Annotated in this window: 14 protein-coding genes; 8 read left to right on the forward strand and 6 right to left on the reverse strand. The window is 62.5% G+C overall.

Annotated features, from left to right (window positions below; all coding sequences use genetic code 11):
* The first annotated feature begins 7 nt into the window (after positions 1-7).
* From AWB80_RS19210 to AWB80_RS19235, 6 genes are all read left to right on the forward strand, one after another.
* Entirely contained in the window at positions 8-1,762 is a 1,755-nt protein-coding gene (locus AWB80_RS19210; RefSeq protein WP_061176258.1) for a hydantoinase B/oxoprolinase family protein, read from the forward strand.
* A 119-nt stretch (positions 1,763-1,881) separates the two neighbouring features.
* Positions 1,882-3,180 (forward strand): MFS transporter, encoded by a 1,299-nt coding sequence (locus AWB80_RS19215; protein WP_244206600.1) that lies wholly within the window; start codon positions 1,882-1,884, stop codon positions 3,178-3,180.
* Between the two features lie 64 nt (positions 3,181-3,244).
* A complete protein-coding gene (locus AWB80_RS19220) occupies positions 3,245-4,252 on the forward strand; it encodes a porin (protein ID WP_061176259.1) in 1,008 nt (335 codons plus the stop codon).
* A gap of 197 nt (positions 4,253-4,449) precedes the next feature.
* Positions 4,450-5,136, forward strand: a complete 687-nt coding sequence (locus tag AWB80_RS19225) for an isochorismatase family protein (protein ID WP_061176260.1) — start codon at positions 4,450-4,452, stop codon at positions 5,134-5,136.
* A gap of 105 nt (positions 5,137-5,241) precedes the next feature.
* Positions 5,242-6,576, forward strand: coding sequence for an MFS transporter (locus tag AWB80_RS19230; protein WP_061176261.1), 1,335 nt, complete (start codon positions 5,242-5,244; stop codon positions 6,574-6,576).
* A 29-nt stretch (positions 6,577-6,605) separates the two neighbouring features.
* The gene (locus AWB80_RS19235; RefSeq protein ID WP_061176262.1) at positions 6,606-7,508 is read left to right on the forward strand and encodes a LysR family transcriptional regulator; all 903 of its coding nucleotides are present in this window, start codon (positions 6,606-6,608) and stop codon (positions 7,506-7,508) included.
* A gap of 51 nt (positions 7,509-7,559) precedes the next feature.
* On the opposite strand, the gene AWB80_RS19240 is transcribed toward AWB80_RS19235, so the two are convergent.
* The 3 genes from AWB80_RS19240 to AWB80_RS19250 all read right to left on the reverse strand — a co-directional run bounded on the left by AWB80_RS19240 (position 7,560) and on the right by AWB80_RS19250 (position 11,034).
* Positions 7,560-8,618 (reverse strand): beta-keto acid cleavage family enzyme, encoded by a 1,059-nt coding sequence (locus AWB80_RS19240; RefSeq protein WP_061176263.1) that lies wholly within the window; start codon positions 8,616-8,618, stop codon positions 7,560-7,562.
* A gap of 98 nt (positions 8,619-8,716) precedes the next feature.
* Positions 8,717-9,922 (reverse strand): MFS transporter, encoded by a 1,206-nt coding sequence (locus AWB80_RS19245; RefSeq protein ID WP_061176404.1) that lies wholly within the window; start codon positions 9,920-9,922, stop codon positions 8,717-8,719.
* A gap of 362 nt (positions 9,923-10,284) precedes the next feature.
* Entirely contained in the window at positions 10,285-11,034 is a 750-nt protein-coding gene (locus tag AWB80_RS19250) for a GntR family transcriptional regulator (RefSeq protein WP_244206601.1), read from the reverse strand.
* A 225-nt stretch (positions 11,035-11,259) separates the two neighbouring features.
* Here AWB80_RS19250 and AWB80_RS19255 point away from each other — a divergent pair, with 225 nt between their 5' ends.
* Entirely contained in the window at positions 11,260-12,282 is a 1,023-nt protein-coding gene (locus AWB80_RS19255) for an AraC family transcriptional regulator (protein ID WP_061176265.1), read from the forward strand.
* Between the two features lie 10 nt (positions 12,283-12,292).
* Here the strand turns inward: AWB80_RS19255 and AWB80_RS19260 are convergent, their stop codons facing one another.
* The 3 genes from AWB80_RS19260 to AWB80_RS19270 all read right to left on the reverse strand — a co-directional run bounded on the left by AWB80_RS19260 (position 12,293) and on the right by AWB80_RS19270 (position 15,795).
* Entirely contained in the window at positions 12,293-13,501 is a 1,209-nt protein-coding gene (locus AWB80_RS19260; protein ID WP_061176266.1) for a CaiB/BaiF CoA transferase family protein, read from the reverse strand.
* 66 nt (positions 13,502-13,567) lie between these two features.
* Complete coding sequence (locus tag AWB80_RS19265; protein ID WP_061176267.1) at positions 13,568-14,917, reverse strand: MFS transporter; 1,350 nt, start codon at positions 14,915-14,917, stop codon at positions 13,568-13,570.
* Positions 14,918-14,952: 35 nt separating this feature from the next.
* Positions 14,953-15,795 carry a TauD/TfdA dioxygenase family protein gene (locus tag AWB80_RS19270; protein WP_061176268.1) on the reverse strand — a complete coding sequence of 281 codons (843 nt, stop codon included), beginning with the start codon at positions 15,793-15,795 and terminating at the stop codon, positions 14,953-14,955.
* Between the two features lie 153 nt (positions 15,796-15,948).
* On the opposite strand from AWB80_RS19270, the gene AWB80_RS19275 reads away from it, so the two are divergent.
* On the forward strand, positions 15,949-17,265 hold the full coding sequence (locus AWB80_RS19275) for an acetyl-CoA C-acyltransferase family protein (RefSeq protein ID WP_279628662.1): 1,317 nt from the start codon (positions 15,949-15,951) through the stop codon (positions 17,263-17,265).
* Positions 17,266-17,335: the final 70 nt, after the last annotated feature.

The following is a 17,335-nucleotide window of genomic DNA, read 5'->3' on the forward strand; positions in this document are numbered from 1 at the left end:
AGCAACCATGGAAAACGGACGCGTCGATCCCGTTACCTTGCAGGTGATGAGCGGAGCGCTGCACACGATCGCGGAAGAGATGGGGCACGTGCTGTACCGCATGTCGTTCTCGTCGATCATCCGCGAATCGCAGGACATCGGAGCCGGTCTCTTCGATCTGCACTTCAACACGCTGACCGAATCGGAAGGCTCGCCGCTGCATATCGGCTCGATTCCCGCGTATCTGCGCGGGATTTCGCGCTGCCTGCAGGGCGGCAAGTGGGAAGAGGGCGATGTGGTCATCCACAATCACCCCTACTACGGATCGAGCCATAGCCCGGATCTGTGCATCGTCGTGCCGGTGTTCTGGCGCGGCGAACTGGTGGCGTTCGCGGCCAACACGGCGCACCACGTCGATATCGGTGCGGCGACGCCCGGGCTCATCATCGACATTCCCGATGTGTACGCCGAAGGCATGCTCTTCGCGGGCATCAAGCTCTACGAGCAAGGCAGGCGCAACGACGGACTGTGGCAGTTCATCGGCTACAACAGCCGCACCGCGCGTCAGACGAAAGACGACATCGACGCGCAGATCGCCTCGGCGCAACTCGGCGCGCGGCGGATGCAGGAACTGCTCGACGAATACGGGCGCGACACGGTGTTCGGCGCCGCCAATCAGCTGATGGATTACACCGAAACGATGATGCGCAATCGCATCGCCGAGATTCCCGACGGCGATTACACCGCCGAGGGTTTTCTCGATGACGACGGGCTCAATCGCGACAAGCGTCTGCCGATCAGGGTGTGCGTGAAGGTGCGCGGCGACAGCGTCGAAGTCGATCTGACCGGCTCAGCGGATCAGGTGCCGACGGGCTTCAACGTGCCGTTCGAAGGATCGACCAAGCCCGCCTGCTACTGTGCGTTCCGCGCGCTGTTGACCGACACCGCGCTGATGGACGTGAAGCTGCCGCCGAACGAAGGATCGTTCCGGCCGATCAGCGTGACGGCGCCCGAAGGCTCGATCTTCAATCCGAAGTTCCCGGCAGCGGCCGAAGCGCGCTTCACGCAGTGCAACCGCATGATCGACCTGATCATCAAGGCGCTCTCGCCGGTGCTGCCGGAACGTACGACGGCCGGCAATTCGGCGACGCTGTCCTTCGCCGCGTACTCGGGCATTCGTCCGGCGGGCGATTACTGGGTGTTTCTCGAAGTGAACGAGGGCGCGTACGGCGGTCGGCCCGCATCGGATGGTCCCGACTGCATCGACAATCTGATGGCGAACACGCGCAATAACCCGATCGAGGACCTCGGCATGCATCTGCCGATGGTGTGCGACCGCTACGAGTTGCGCGACGACGTGCTGCCCGGTGCGGGGAAGTATCGCGGCGGCATCGGTGTCGTGAAGACGCAGCGCTTGCTGGAAGGCGGTACGGTCACGCACGAATCGGAACGTCATGAGGATGTGCCCTGGGGCGCGTTCGGCGGCGGCGAGGGACAGGTCGGCAAGGTGGAGATCGTCGGGCGCGACGGCGGCGTCAAGCCGATGCCCGCGAAGTTTTCCAACATCGCGCTCGAAGCAGGCGAGGCGATGGCGTACTACGCGCCGTGCGGCGGTGGTTATGGCGACCCGCTGGAAAGACCCGCGCAGCAGGTACTCGACGACGTGCTCGACGACTTCTGCACGATCGCCCACGCACGCGATGTCTACCGCGTCGTGATCAACTCCGATCTGACGCTCGATCTGCCGGCGACCGAGGCGCTGCGAGCCAAGACCCGTAGCTGACGCATCGAATGGCGGGCCGGGTTCTCCGGCCCGCAACCACTTTTCCCGCTTCCATTTTATGTCTGATATTGAGGAATCCATATCAGACATTCAGTCGTCGATACGATCCAAGGAGAGCCATGATGAAACGAGAAGACGCCGTATCGCAGAGATTCTGGGCGCCGCCATCCGTCGATGCCCGCGACGTAAGCCGCGCGAGCTGGACAGCCTTTTTCGCCTGGATTTGCGCGGTGTATGACTTCATCCTGTTCGGGACGTTGCTGCCCGAGATCGGTCGGCATTATCAGTGGAGCGAGGCGCAGCAGGCGCAGATTGCGACCCTGGTGGCGATCGGCTCGGCGATCGTGGCGTTTCTCGTCGGCCCGATCGTCGATCGCTTCGGGCGGCGCACCGGCATGATCACGACGGTTGCAGGCGCCGCGCTCTGCTCGGGGCTCACCGCGGCGGCGGGTAACGCGGGGCAGACCGTGCTCGTGCTCGTGCGTTCGCTGGCGGGGCTCGGCTACGCCGAGCAGACGGTCAATGCAACCTATCTGAACGAGATGTACGCGGCGCTCGATGACCCGCGCATGGACCGTCGCAAGGGCTTTTTCTTCAGCCTCGTGCAGGGCGGCTGGCCGATCGGCGCACTGATTGCCGCGGGCCTGACGGCAGTTCTGCTGCCTCTGATCGGCTGGCAGGGCTGCTTCATCTTCGCGGCATTCCCGGCCGTCGCCATTCTGTTCATGACCCGGCGGCTCAAGGAGAGCCCGCAGTTCCTGCTGCACCGGCGCATCGTCGAGACAGAGCGCGCCGGAGACACGGACGAGGCACGCGAACTCGCGCAGGCGCATGGCCTCGACCATACGAAGAGCGGCCGGGGAATCGGCGCGGCATTTCGTGGGCGGGCGCTGTGCTCGACGCTGGTTCTGGGTCTGAGCTTCATGCTCAACTGGTCGACGATCCAGGTCTTCAGCGTGCTCGGCACGACGGTCATCACCAAGGTTCACGCGTTGTCGTTCGAGAGTTCGCTCGTCGTGCTCGTGCTGTCGAACGTGGTGGGCTATCTGGGGTACGTCGCGCATGGGTTCATCGGCGATCGGCTGGGCAGGCGCAATACCATCGTCGCTGGATGGACGCTCGGTGCGCTCTCGTTTCTCGCGATGCTCTATGCGCCCAGCGACTTCTCGGTCGTCGTTGCGCTGTACAGCCTCGGGCTCTTCTTCCTGATCGGACCTATGCCGCAGCCCTGTTCTTCATCGGCGAAAGCTATCCGACGTCCATTCGCGCGACCGGTGGCGCGATCGTCACCGCGATGGGACCGATCGGCGCGGTCATCGCGAGCGCGGGCGTCACTGCGCTGCTCGAACACGGTGGCTCGTGGAAAGAGGGCGCGCTCTATTTCGGCGCGCTGCCGTGCTTCGCATCCGCGCTGCTGATGGTGTTCGCGCGCAAGAGCGGCGAGGTATCGGACAATTGAAACGCGCAAAGACAATCACAAGAATGGCCGCCGCGCTCATCGTGGCGTGGCAGGCGCAGGGGGCGCATGCGCAGTCGTCGGTCCAGCTGTACGGACTGGTCGATGCGTGGCTGGGCTCATCGAAAACGCTGGGCAGCGGGCAGGCATGGACGGTCGGCGGCGGTGGCATGTCGACATCGTACTGGGGCTTGCGCGGCACCGACGATCTGGGCGGCGGATGGCACGCGAAGTTCGTGCTGGAAGACTTCTTTCGCCCACAGAACGGGCGCGCGGGGAGCTTCGACGGCGAGCCGTTCTTCGGACGCAGTGCGGAGGTTTCGATCGGCGGTCCTTACGGATCGGTGCACCTCGGACGCATCGTCACGCCCTATTTCGTGACGGCGGTGCTGTCCAATCCGTTCATCGACTCTTACACGTTCTCGCCGACTGTATTGCAAACCTATCTGGGCGTGAACGGGCAGGGACTCATCGGCGGATATGCCTGGAACAACGCAGTGCTATATCGCACCCCGGTCCTTTCGGGCTTCAGCGCGGACGCGATCTATGCGCTCGGCAATCAACCGGGCAATGCGCACAAATGGGGAGGATCGGCCGGCTATGCAGGCGGCATTTTCTCCATAAGCGTCGCGTTCCAGAGCCAGCCCTTCGACACGACGCCGGGCGACCTCGATGCGATCGCGCCAGGCTATTCGAAGCAGACAGCCGTGATGGTCGGCGCGCTGTGCGATCTGAACGTGGTGCGCTTCTACGGTCAATATCAGCACCTGTCCAACGACATCAGCGGCGCGGACACGACGGTCAACGGTGTGCAGCTTGGCGTCGCCGTGCCGATCGGCGACGCCAAGGCGCTCGCGTCGTACATGTATTCGAAGTCCTCGGGCGCGTCACAGGCAAGCCGTAGCACGCTCGCGGTCGGCTTCGACTACAACGTGTCGCGACGAACGGACCTGTACGCCGCCGTGCTCGCGGATCGCGCGAGCACGCTGTCGTCGGGCCTTACCTACGGCGTGGGAATTCGCAGCCGGTTCTGATTCACGATGATCGATGCCGTCATGACCCGGGCGTGTCCCGGGCTTTTCCTGCTTGTTCGGAAGGCGGGTTATTAGTACCAAAATCGATATTAAACGAAGCTAAATATGAATTAGACGATCATTAATGGCGATCCTATAGTTTCTCTGCCGACACACAAGGCACGAGCGTCCCAGACTAACTTTCGGAGATTGAAGACATGAATGCAGGATTGAACGAAATGTTGGCGCAAGCCTTCGCAGAATCAACGAAGCTTTATCAGGAGCGTGGGTTTCAGCGGCGCGTGGGCTTTGGCAAGAAGCCCGCGCTGATCAACGTCGATCTCGCGAATGCCTGGACGCGGCCGGGCAATCCGTTCACGTGCGAGCACATCGATGACCAGATCATTCCGGGCGTGCAGCGTCTGCTCGCCGCATGCCGCGCGAATGGTCATCCGGTCATCCACGTGACGACGTGCTATCAGGTCACCGACCGCAAGAATCCGCACACCGACATGGGCCTGTGGCACAACAAGATTCCCGTCGACGTGGTCGCGCAATCGAACGAGGAGCTCTGGGCGATCGACTCGCGCATCGCGCCGATCGAAGGCGAGCAGGTGCTGATCAAGAAGCGCGCAAGCTCGTTTCACGGCACGTACCTCGCGGGCTTTCTGCGCGCGGCGGGCGTCGACACGATTCTCGTGACCGGCGTGACGGCTTCGGCCTGCGTACGCACGACGCTGTGCGACGGCCTCGCGGAAGGCTTTCGCACGATCGCGGTGCGCGAGTGCATCGGCGATCGCGTACCGGGTGCTGTCGAATGGAATCTGTTCGACATCGATGCGAAGTTCGCGGATGTCGAATCGGTCGATCGCTGTGTCGACTATCTTCAATCCGTGAAGGGCTGATTGTTGCGCGGGCCGCAGGCGGCCCGCAGCCACACGCCACATGCCGCGACGAACATCCGAAGGGTCATCGCTTCGCCATTTTTTCGCACATCTTTGGAGAGCGCAATGAACGAAGGTGCATTACCGGGCGCAGCATTCGCCGAGGACGCGGCTCCGCATTCCTCCGCGATGGTGAACGCCACCTATCGCCGCATTACGTGGCGGCTGATACCGTTTCTCTTCGTGTGCTACGTCGCGGCGTATCTGGATCGCATCAACATCGGCTTCGCGCAGATCCAGATGCGCAGCGATCTCGGCTTCAGCGATGCCGTGTATGGACTCGGAGCCGGCATCTTCTTCGCCGGGTACTTTCTTTTCGAGGTGCCGAGCAATCTCATTCTCGAGCGCATCGGCGCGCGAAAGACGCTGATTCGAATCATGCTGCTCTGGGGACTCACATCGGCGGGCATGATGTTCGTGAAGACGCCGACTGCGTTCTACATCATGCGTTTCATGCTCGGCGTCTTCGAGGCAGGATTCTTTCCGGGCATGATCTTCTACCTCACCTGCTGGTATCCGGCAGAGCGGCGCGGACGCGTGATGGCGCTCTTTCTCACCGCCGTCGCGATGGCGGGCGTGCTGGGCGGCCCGGTGTCGGGATGGGCCCTGAACCGTCTCGACGGTGTGCATGGGCTGCACGGCTGGCAATGGCTTTTTCTGGTGGAAGGACTGCCGTCGTGCGTGCTCGGCATCGCGGCGTTCTTCTATCTCGACGACAATCCGCGCGACGCGCGCTGGCTGAGCAACGCCGAAAAGGCCGTCGTGCTCGATCGGCTCGATCGCGAGCGCGATGCGTCATCCCTCTTCGAACGACACGGTTTCGGCGGCGCGTTGAAGAGCGCGCGCATCTATGCACTAGCCTTGGCCTGGTTCACCTTCATCTGCGGCGTGTACGCAATCAGCTTCTGGCTGCCCACGCTCATCCGCAACGCAGGCGTCACCGACGCCTACTCGATCGGCATGCTCTCCGCGATTCCGTACGGCGCGGCGGCGCTCACCATGGTGCTCGTGAGCCGTCACTCGGACCGCACGCGCGAGCGGCGTTGGCATACGGCTGGTTGCGCGCTGATTGGAGCGGTGGCGCTCTCGGCCATCGCCAGGACGGGTTCGGACCTGACACTCGCGCTCGTGTGCATCAGCGTCGCGACGGCGAGCATCTTCACGTTGCAGCCGCTGTTCTGGGCGATCGCCACCGATTTCCTCGGGGGCACGCGCGCGGCAGCGGGCACGATCGCGTTCATCAACAGTCTGGGCCTGCTCGGCGGATTCGCGAGCCCGAGCATGCTGGGCTTCGTCAAAACCGTGACGGGGAGCCTGAACAACGGGCTGTACGTGGTGTCGGCCTTGCTCGTGGCCGGAGCGTTGATCGCGCTTCGCTCGGCCGGGCGACCGGTAAGATAGAGCCCTTGCCCAGAGGATCATGACGCGACATGCGCATCGACGTTCACCACATCCGAGCCTTTCTGGCGGTCGCCGACGCGCTGCAGTTCAACGTGGCGGCCGAGCGGCTGCACATGACGCAGCCTGCATTGAGTCGCATCATCAAGGCGCTGGAGGAATCGGTGGGCGCGGCGCTGCTCGCGCGCACGACGCGGCGCGTCGAATTGACCGATGCGGGCCGCGTGTTCGCGGAGCATTGTCAGCTCGCGCTCACGCATATCGATCAGGCGATCACGCTCGCGCGACGCGCGGAGGCCGGCAATATCGGCCACTTGCGCATCGCTTACATGGACTTTGCGATCAACGGCGCGCTGCCCGCGATCATCGAGGCGTTCGGCAAGAAGTTTCCGTCGATCAATATCGATCTCGTGCACATGCCGAGCGCGATGCAGAAAGAGGCGATGCTCGATTCCACCATCGACGTCGGTTTCATGATCGGGCCGTTCGCGGCGCCCGGCGTTCAGACGCGCGTGTTCGGCCGGGAGCCGATGGTCGCGCTCTTGCCGAGCGCGCATCCGTTGGCGCAGAAAAAAGCGCTGAAGCTCACGGACCTCGCGAACGAGCGTTTCGTGCTCGGCACACCTCATTCGTGGGAAGCGTTCCGCCATCACTTCTTCTCGATCTGCCATCGCGCGGGCTTCGCTCCGATGATCGCTCAGGAGGCTTCGACGAGCGACGGCATCATCGGCCTGGTCGCTGCGAACACGGGAGTGAGCATTTATCCCGAGTGCATTCGCAACATTCAGCGCAATGGGTTGTGCATCCGTCCGCTCTCGGACCGGGACACCGCAATCGACATGGTCGTGTGCTGGCGCGGCGACACGCGCAACCCGTCCGTTGACACGTTCATTGCCGAATTGACGGTATCGAAATCCGAGGCTGGCGTGAAGTGAGGGCGCGTCAGAAGCCTTCGCGGGAACAGCGCTCCATTCAGCGAAAGCTCCTCAGACCGGCTTCCTCAGAAAACCCTGGTTGCCGCCATTCCGGTTCGGCGCGAAGCCGTTGGCCAGAAGCGTTTCGTCTGCGGTCTCGTAAAATACGCCGATCTGCATGATTTCTCGTGCCTGCTGCGCCGTTGCGATGGGGCGGCCAAATTCGCCGGCGATACGCACGAGTTGCCTGATCTGTTCGACGGAGCTCATCTTGCCCGTGCGAGTCTGATTCCAGAGAACGTCTTCGATGCCGCATCGCACGTGCAGGCCCAAGGCGATTCCGATCATATTCACCGGCAATACGTTCAGGACCGAACTTTCGACCGTTATCACCGCGCCGTCGGGTGCGGCCCGCAGGAAGTTGGCCAGGTTGTAGATATTCGCCTGATCCATCCCGCCGCTGATGGCGACCCAGTTCATCACTAGCGGACCTTTGTAGACGCCGCGACGAATCATCCGCTCGATGGTTTCGAAGCTATTGATGTTGTAGCACTGAAACTCGCTCTGGATGCCGGCTGCCGTCAGGCGTCGGATGTGCTCTTCGACCCAACTCGGATTCGACGGCACGATCATGTCCTTGTAAGTCGCGTACAGATGCGGAAATCCTCGCGAGACGCCCTTGAAGTCATCCAGACCGGCATGCTCCGTCACATTCATTTGCGTGGTGTTGACGGTCACGGTCACCTGGTCGGGCTTCGGATCGAGTTCGGCCAGCATGTGTCGTGTGTCGTCGCTCAGCCATTTGGCCGCTTCACCGTCCGATTCGGGAGCGAAGCTGATGGAGCCGCCGACCTGAATGACCATTTCAGGCACGCGGGCGCGCACGCCGGCAATCAGCTCGTTGAACATGGAGAGCCGTTTGCTGCCACGGCCGTCGGGTTCGCGCACATGCAGGTGCAGCACGGTGGCGCCGGCTTCATAGCAATCGACCGCCTTCTGAATCTGCTCCTCCATCGTGACAGGGATGTCTTCCGGGAAGTCGGAGGGAATCCAGCCAGGCGCGTAGGGAGCGGCTGTAATGATCAGGGGCTGTTGATTTTCGGGGTAAAGATGACCGTCGAGGAAATTCATGGTGGTGGACTTAAAAATCAAAAGTTGAAATGGTTGGCTTCAAGCTCGCCGTGGCGATTAAATTTGTATAACTAATCGATATGCATCATTTAATCTCTTCACTTCGAACGTGACGTTTCCGCCATGCTGCACCGCCTGCCGACGATGAACACGATGAACGGAAGAACAGCCAGCAGCGGCAGGCAATGCAAGGCGACCTTGAGGCCGACTGCGTCGGCAGCCGCGCCGGTCAGGAACGGGCCGGCCGCGAGACCCAGGATATTGTTGAAGAGCGTAAGCGTTGCGAATACCGAACCATGAATGGCTGATGACGTCGCGCTGGCAATGATCGGGCTGCATGTGCCGAACGAACTCGCAAGGAAGAACACCGCGAGCGCGAGCAGAACGAGTTGCAGGATGCCCTGTGGCACGAGAAACGCAATCGTCAGCAGCGTGCCGAGCGCGAGGCAGTAGGCAATCGCCATGTTCCATCGCTTGAGGGAAGAGCCCCCGCTGATCCGGTCCGTGATCACGCCGCACATGAGTTGCCCCACGCCGCTGACCAGCACGAGGCCGGCCGCCGTCAACGCCGCCTGACTGACCGACATGCCCCAGTATCGATTCAGATAGCTCGGCAGCCACACGAAGAGCGTTCCCTGGATGAATACCTGAAGCGCACATCCGAGATAGGCGCAGAACACCGATCGGTTCGGGAAGATACCTGCAATCAGTTCGCGCAATGTCAGCCTGGCGGAACCGTATGTGACCGGTTCGGCATCTTCCGGATGCGCGCGTGCGAGCCTTTTCTCCGTGACGACGCAGCAATAGACGATGAGCAGCACGAATCCGAAGATCGCCATGACACTCATGGACCAGCGCCAGCCGAAGTGTGTCGCGACGATACCGGAAAGCGAGACGCCGAGCACCGACCCGAACGCGGCTGCCGAAGTGAAGCCGCCGGCAATGCCGGAGCGCATGTGTTTCGGGAAGATGTTCACGAGTATCGCGATTCCGACGCTGCCATACGCCGCCTCGCCGACGCCCACGAAGAAGCGCGCGACGAGCATTTCCTGGTAGTTGCTGGCAATCGCGCATCCCAGTGTGGCGATGCTCCACAGCGCGACCATCAGTGCGATGCTTTTCACGCGCCCCCAGCGGTCGGCGAAGATGGAGAACGGCAGCGTCAGAACACCGACCGTGAGCGGCACGACACTGCTGATCGAACCGAGGTGCGTGTCGGACATTTGCCACTGGACTTTCAGAATCGGAAAGAGGGCATTCAGCGCCTGCCTCGACATGTAGTCGGAAAGCAGGAGGCAAAACATCAGCGCGAACACCACCCAGGCGTAGGGGCGGGCGCAAGCGCGAGTCGCTATGGTTGAGGCTGGCATTTCGTTGGTGGCCGACAGACTCACTGGTGTCTCCTCATGTGATTGACAAACTTCTTCACCACGATGGAAGACTATCACTGCATCTAATTTATGTCGACATTAAACGGATCGGGGTTAAACCTCATGTCGCGTGTCGAGCATTGAGGAAGCATAGGCGATCCGACAGTCGGCAGAGCCGGAACCGTCGGGCGGCAGCGAGAAGGGAGGGATTCACGCCCGGCGAGCAGCGGGCATGCGGGTGCGGCGAGCAGGCCGCTTCAAGAACTTGAAGGGATGCGGGAAATGCTCTGGCTGGCTCAGTCCAGCGAGGCTGCTGACGTCTTCTGCTTCTGCGACTTCCCGGCGCGGCGCGTCGGTGATACGGGCGCGATCGCCTGAACCGCGGCATCCCGCGCTTCGTCGAGACGCTGGGCAGCCAACGAAAGCAGCGTTTCACCGTCGCGGCCGACGATTGCCTTGTGCAACGCGCGCCAGCGCTTGAGCGAAACGCGAATGGACTGCGGGTCCGCCACCATGCTCAGCCGCAGATAACGCAGCGTGCGCAGCGAAATGGATTGCAGAATATCCACCAGAAGCCGGTTGCGGCAGAGATCGACCGTCGCGAAGTTCAGCAGGAAGCTTTCCACCGCGTAAGCGTCCGGCGATTCATCGGCTGCCTTGACAAGTCTCGGCAAGCGCTCAGACATGAGCGCTTCGAGTTCGGCCGGGCTCTCGTTGGCGACCTGTTCCAGCATGGTCAGATAGAGCACGCTGCGGACGCGGAAAATGTCACGAAGCTCGCTTTCATCAGGCGCGGTGACGATCGCACCTCGTCTCACCTGAAATTCGACCAGTCGGTCCCGCTCCAGGATGCGCAGCGCTTCGCGAACCGGGGCGCGGCTCACGTGAAGCACCTCGCTGATGTCCTTTTCGAGCAGGCGTTGTCCTGATTTGAGCAGATCGAGCGTGATGACACCGGCCAGGCGTGCCGCGATCTGCTCCGCTATCGGTGCGGACGCATACCCCGAGTCCTGCCCGCGAAGCACGGCGCGCTCGACAGCCAGCATCAATGGATTTTTCGGCGTCAGAAGTGCCGAAAGGTCGGGAACATTCTGCGTTTTGGGTCGGGCCATGACGAGTCGGGGCGATCCACGTCGGTTTTTAACACACCGATTCTAGAACGCGTCATGTCTAATGTCGACAAAAATATAACGAAGGCCATAGTGGTTATTCCGTGCAGACGCCGCAACCTCTTTCCGATAGCTTTACCGGTTGAATTTGACGACCTCGACATGGCTATCTTCGTTCGCAGCGCATCGCTGATCAAGTATTCCACCATCGCCCGTGCCGTCGGCATCGATCCGGTCTGCAAGGTGCGTGAAGCCGGGCTCGACCCGGTGTGTCTGAGCGCGCCCGATCTGCGCATTCCGGAATCCGGGCTCGCGAGCGTGTTCGAGGAATCGGCGCGATCGTCGGAGCTTCGATCGCTCGGCGTGCGCATCGGCGAAGCATGGCGGCTGTCGGACTTCGGCGCGGTGAGTCTCTATCTTCAGCATCAGCCGACGCTGCGGCATGTGCTCGAACAGATCGAGCAGTATCGTCACATGCTGAGCGATTCGGTTTCGATCCGCGTGGCCGACTTCGGCGAGATGTCGCTCGTGCATGTGGTGCTGGTCACTGGGCGGCCCGATCCCGGGCGCGATATCGTCGAGCTGACTGTCGGCGCGGTGTTCAATCTCATTCGCGGCATTCTGGGCGCGCAGTGGAAGGCGCGCGGCGTGTATTTCGCGCATGCCGCGCCTGAGAGCATGCGGTTTCATCGGCCATTTCTGGGGCCGAATGTCGAATTCGATTCCGAGTTCGACGCCATCGCGCTCACGCGCGAGGAACTGGATCGGCCCAATCCGCTCGGCGATGCCACGCTCGCACGCTACGCGAAAGAACTGCTCGATTTGCGGCTTCCCGCGCGAGCCGCATCGATAACTGACGAGGTGCGGCGCGCGCTCCATATTCTGCTGCCGCAAGGGCACGGCGCCATCGAACGCGTCGGACAGCGGCTCGGCTTCGCGCCCCGCACGCTGCAGCGGCAGTTGGAGCAGGCCGGACAGAGCTTCTCCGCACTCGTCAACGAGGTGCGCGGCGAACTGGCGATGCGATATCTCGGCAATCGCCGCCATGCGGTCTCGGACATCGCGATTCTCGTAGGCTTCTCCGAAGTCAGCGCGTTCTCGCGATGGTTCAGCGCAGAGTTCGGCAAACCGCCGACGCGCTGGAGAACCGAGTACCTTGCCGACAACGCGAAAGAAGCACACTGACGCACCGTGGTCACACGATTCCGTCCGCTTCGAGTTGCGTGATCTGCGCGTCGCTCATGTCGAGCAGCGACTGAAGCACTTCACGCGTGCCTTCGCCCAGCGACGGCGGCGCGCGCCGCACCGGCGGACGCGCGCCATCGAAGCGATACGGCGGCGAAAGCACCTGCATAGTGCCGGTTTCCGGATGAGGCACGTTCGTGACGAGACCGCGCCCAGTCGCCCGTTCCGACGACAACGCTTCATGCAGACCGAGCACTTCGCCACACGGAATGCTCGCCAGCTTCAGGCGCTCCAGCAACACGGCGCGTTTGCGCCGGGCAAGTTCGCGATCGATCTCGGGCAATAACGCCGACCGGTTTTGCGCCCGGGCTATGTTGGTGCGAAAGCGGTCGTCCTCGGCGAGGTCGGGTCGATCGATGACGTCGCAGCAGAACCGGACGAACTGCGCGTTGTTGCCGACAGTGATGACGAGTGCGCCGTCTTCCGCCTCGAAGACGCCATACGGAACGATCGACGGATGCGCATTGCCGTAGCGCAAAGGGTCTTTGCCTGTCATCAGCGCTTCGAGTCCGTAATACGACGTGATCATGAGCCCGCAATCGAATAGCGCCATTTCGATGTGCCGCCCGCGTCCCGTCTTCTGGCGTTCGAACAACGCCGCGAGCACCGCCTGTGCCGCGTACATGCCGGTGAACAGATCGACGGCGGCCACGCCGAACTTGAGCGGCGGCTGGCTGGCTTCGCCATTCAACGTCATCAGCCCGGCTTCGCCTTGCACGAGCAGGTCGTAGCCAGGACGTTCGGCTTCCGTTCCGGTCGGATCGTAGCCCGAGATCGAACAGTAGATGAGCGCCTCATTGTCCTGTTTCAGTTGCGCGTAGCCGAGCCCGAATTTATCGGCGCCGCCCTGCTTGAAGTTTTGCACCACGACATCGCACTGCCGCGCGAGCGCTCGCGCGATGTCCTGTCCTTCGCTGCTTTGCAGGTCGATCGTGACCGAGCGCTTGTTGCGGTTCGCGCTGTTGAAATAGGACGTCCCCGACGAACCGGCGCGCAAGCCCCAGTCTCGCGTGTCGTCGCCGCGTTGCGGATGCTCCACCTTGATCACCTCCGCGCCGAGATCGCCGAGCACCATGCCGCACCACGGGCCCGCCAACACGCGAGAAAGATCGAGTACGCGCACGCCAGCGAGCGGCAGCGCAGCAATATGATTCGACATCGAGATTCCTGAAGGAAAAGTTATCGGGACTGGCGTGATTCATCGGCTCGATAGCGCGCGCTATCGTCATTCGGTTTGCGGTTCGGGCACGCGATCTTCGGTGACGGCGGGCGCCACGTCGCGCTCGGCCGCGGCGATACGCGCAACGTCCCGGTCATAACTGCGCATCGCGACGACGAAGAACACTGCCGCCACCAGACTGAACAGCGGCGTGAGCGCGAGCGCGTGCTGCAGGCCCCAGCGATCGGACAGGATGCCGGCCAGAAACGGTCCGACGGCCAGCCCGAACATGTTCTGGAACAGGGACAGCACGGCGGCGCCCGTCGAGCGCATGCCGGGATGAATGACGTCCATCGCGACGCCGGCCACCACGCCGACCGTGCAGTTCATGAAGAACGCGCCCACGACGATCCATCTGAACTGCACATCGCCCGTGTAATGTCCGCCGAACGCGGTGATGAAGATCACGGATGTCGTCACGCAAAGCACCGACAACGCCGGCAGCTTGTTGCGCGGCTTGCGTTGCGCCGCGCGTCCCACCGCGATGCCCCAGAACGTGCAACTCAACGCGCCGATCAGCACGACCGCCGCCGCCGCTCTGGACGCCGACTCTGCGCTCATGGCGTGATAACGGTTGAGATAGCTGGGCAGCCACGACCAGATGGCGGACACCGTGATCAGTTGCGCCGCCGCGCCCGCGCAGACGAACAGCAAGGTCGGCGTGCGCGCCAGCGTGCCGAAGATATGGCTGAGCGTTTCACCCAGCCGTTGCGGCGCGCGGCTCGTATCCGATGTCAGCGGCACGGAGTCGTAGTCGCGCACGCGCAGGTAGATGAGCGCGAGCACGAGTCCGGGCACACCCACGACGCCGAACGCAGCCTTCCAGCCCCAGTGCGCCGCAATGATGCCGCCGAGGAACACGCCCAGCACCGAGCCCAGCGACGGCGCCGCGAAGAACGCACCGAGCGCCGCGCTTCGCAGTCGCCGCGGAAACAACGTCGAGATGAGCGCCGCGCCGACCGAGCCGTAGCCCGTTTCCCCGAGGCCCACGACCGCGCGCGCCGCGAACAACTGGCCGTAGTTGCCGGTGAACATGCACGATATCGTCGCGAGGCTCCACGCGATCGCCATCACGATGATGCTTTTCACGCGCCCCTTCCGGTCGGCGATGAGCGCGACGGGAATGCCGCCTGCCGCCACCACGATCGAGACGATCGACACCAGCGAGCCGAGTTGCTTGTCGCTGAGACCCCATTCGCTCTTGATGTGCGGGAAGAGCGAAACGATCACCTGTCGATCGATGAAGTCGAACAACATGAGCGCGAAGGTCATCGCGAAGGCAAACCATGCTTGCCGCCGGCCTGTCACGTAGCCGTCGTGTTGGCTGGCCGAAAGCGCATCGGGAATCACGTTCATGCTTGCTTGTCTCCTGGAATTTTTTTTATCGGCGTTCAGAACGGCCGGTCGCCGCGAACGGTGGCGCGCTCCATGCGACGCGGCGCCGGCCAGTAATCGCTCACCGCGTAGTGCTGGGTCGCCATGTTGTCCCAGATCGCCAGGCTATTCGGCTCCCAGCGAAAGCGCACCTGATACTCCGGAATGGCCGCCTGACTGATCAGATAGTTGAGAAGCAGGCTCGCGCCCGGCGTCTTGTCCTGTCCGAAGCGCACATTCGCGGGCGTGTGATAGTTGATGAAGTGAGTCGAGAACGGCCCCACGTACAGGACCTTTTCGCCTGTCTCCGGATGCGTCCGGACCACCGGATGATCCACCAGCGGGTTCTTCCTGACCAGTTCCTCGCGCTCCTCGGCCGTCAGGATCGCGCCGAACGAATGCTCGATGCCGTGCTTGGCGCGCAAGTCCGCGATCTTCGTCTTGATCTCTTCCGGCAGGCTGTTGTAGGCCTCCACCATGTTCACCCAGATGGTGTCGCCGCCGACTTCGGGACACGAGATGCAGCGCAATACCGCGGCTCCGGGCGGATTGGCGCGCCATGAGGCGTCGCTGTGATACGTGTTCTCGAAGTGATCGCGCTTCTCGCTCTTGTAGATCTCGATCAGGCCGGGATAGCCGGGCACCGTGTTGGCGACGGGATGATCTTCGAGATCGCCGAAACAGCGCGCGAAGGCGACATGGTCGGCGCGCGAAATCTCCTGATCGCGAAAGAACAGCACGCGATGTTTCAGCAGCAGCGCCTTGATCTCGGCGAACAATGATTCGCTTCGGGCGACGTCCGCGACGTTCACGTCCGTGAGTTCGGCCCCGATCGAGCATGTAAGCGGTTTGATTCGCATGGTTGCGCTTTCCTTGAAATCATGAGGTCGGTGAAATCGTTACGGGTTCGATTGTCTTGACGACGCGATTCGCGCGCTTGACTGATCGCGTCACGGTTTGTCATTCGGAATGCGCGTGCGACGGGCTTCCGCGTTTACCCGCAGTGTCAGCAAATGCCAAGCAGGTGGCTCGATCTGTCAAGTCGGCTGTCCGGGACAAAACTAGACTGGCCCGGTGGATTGCTTCATTCGGAAGCAATGGAATCAGACGATCAGGCGTTTGCCTGTTTGGCGAGGACGGCAATGACGAGTACACGCGAAGTGGTGGTTCTGGGTGCGGCACGCTCTGCAATCGGAGCATTCGGCGGGTCTCTTTCCGATCTCGAACCGGCGGAGCTCGCGGGCATCGTCATGAAAGAAGCGGTGACGCGCTCGGGCGTCGACCCGCAGACGATCAACTACGTGACGGTCGGCAACACGATTCCCACCGAGAGCCGCTTTGCCTACGTGGCGCGCGTGGCGGCAGTGCGCGCCGGCCTGCCGATGCAATCGGTGGCGATGTCCGTGAACCGGCTGTGTTCCTCGGGGCTGCAAGGCATCGTCACGACCGCGCAGAACATCCTTCTCGGCGATTGCGACTATGGGGTCGGCGGAGGCGTCGAGGTGATGAGCCGCAGTGGACATCTGCTGGCCACGATGCGTAACGGCGTGCGCATGGGCGACGCCGTGCTCACCGACATGATGATCGCGACGCTGACCGATCCGTTCGGTGTCGGGCACATGGGCGTGACGGCGGAGAACCTCGCGCGCAAGTGGAACATCACGCGCGAACAGCAGGATGCGCTCGCCGTGGAATCGCATCGCAGAGCGGCGTACGCGATTGCCGAGGGACGCTTCAGATCGCAGATCGTCCCGATCGTGAAAGAGACGCGCAAGGGCGAGGTCGTGTTCGACACCGACGAACACGTCAAGCCCGCGACGACGATGGAGTCGCTCGCCAGGCTCACGCCCGCGTTCAGGAAAGGCGGCACGGTGACCGCCGGGAACGCTTCCGGCATCAACGACGGCGCTGCGTTCTTCGTGCTCGCCGACGCAGCCGTCGCGACGGCTGCAGGACACAAGCCGATCGCGCGGCTCGTGTCGTACGCAGTCGCGGGCGTGTCCAACGAGATCATGGGCGAGGGCCCGATTCCCGCCACGAAACTCGCGCTTCGGAAGGGCAACCTGACCCTCGATCAGATGGACGTGATCGAAAGCAACGAAGCGTTCGCGGCGCAGGCGATCGCGGTCGAACGAGGCCTCGAACTCGACCGGCAGAAGACCAATCCGAACGGCGGCGCGATAGCGCTGGGGCATCCGATCGGCTGTTCAGGCGCTTTTCTCGCGACCAAGGCGATCTACGAATTGCAGCGCATCGCGGGCCGATACGCGCTCGTGACGATGTGCGTCGGAGGCGGTCAGGGCATCGCCGCGGTGTTCGAGAGGCTGTAAAGTCGCGGGTTTTTCGTGATTGTTGTCGACTTTAATATTTTTGGCTGATAGACTGAGTTCAACATGATGC

It is taken from the genome of Caballeronia pedi (assembly GCF_001544915.2).
GTDB classification, from domain to species: Bacteria; Pseudomonadota; Gammaproteobacteria; order Burkholderiales; family Burkholderiaceae; genus Caballeronia; species Caballeronia pedi.

Bases quoted from the DNA above. Each gene is read 5' to 3' on its own strand.
- AWB80_RS19235 (WP_061176262.1), top strand. From the start codon at position 6,606: ATGCGCATCGACGTTCACCACATCCGAGCCTTTCTGGCGGTCGCCGAC.
- AWB80_RS19255 (WP_061176265.1), top strand. From the start codon at position 11,260: ATGGCTATCTTCGTTCGCAGCGCATCGCTGATCAAGTATTCCACCATC.
- AWB80_RS19240 (WP_061176263.1), bottom strand. From the start codon at position 8,618: ATGAATTTCCTCGACGGTCATCTTTACCCCGAAAATCAACAGCCCCTG.
- AWB80_RS19260 (WP_061176266.1), bottom strand. From the start codon at position 13,501: ATGTCGAATCATATTGCTGCGCTGCCGCTCGCTGGCGTGCGCGTACTC.
- AWB80_RS19270 (WP_061176268.1), bottom strand. From the start codon at position 15,795: ATGCGAATCAAACCGCTTACATGCTCGATCGGGGCCGAACTCACGGAC.
- AWB80_RS19245 (WP_061176404.1), bottom strand. From the start codon at position 9,922: ATGTTTTGCCTCCTGCTTTCCGACTACATGTCGAGGCAGGCGCTGAAT.
- AWB80_RS19265 (WP_061176267.1), bottom strand. From the start codon at position 14,917: ATGAACGTGATTCCCGATGCGCTTTCGGCCAGCCAACACGACGGCTAC.
- AWB80_RS19220 (WP_061176259.1), top strand. From the start codon at position 3,245: ATGGCCGCCGCGCTCATCGTGGCGTGGCAGGCGCAGGGGGCGCATGCG.
- AWB80_RS19275 (WP_279628662.1), top strand. From the start codon at position 15,949: ATGCCAAGCAGGTGGCTCGATCTGTCAAGTCGGCTGTCCGGGACAAAA.
- AWB80_RS19210 (WP_061176258.1), top strand. From the start codon at position 8: ATGGAAAACGGACGCGTCGATCCCGTTACCTTGCAGGTGATGAGCGGA.
- AWB80_RS19225 (WP_061176260.1), top strand. From the start codon at position 4,450: ATGAATGCAGGATTGAACGAAATGTTGGCGCAAGCCTTCGCAGAATCA.
- AWB80_RS19215 (WP_244206600.1), top strand. From the start codon at position 1,882: ATGATGAAACGAGAAGACGCCGTATCGCAGAGATTCTGGGCGCCGCCA.
- AWB80_RS19230 (WP_061176261.1), top strand. From the start codon at position 5,242: ATGAACGAAGGTGCATTACCGGGCGCAGCATTCGCCGAGGACGCGGCT.
- AWB80_RS19250 (WP_244206601.1), bottom strand. From the start codon at position 11,034: ATGCTGGCTGTCGAGCGCGCCGTGCTTCGCGGGCAGGACTCGGGGTAT.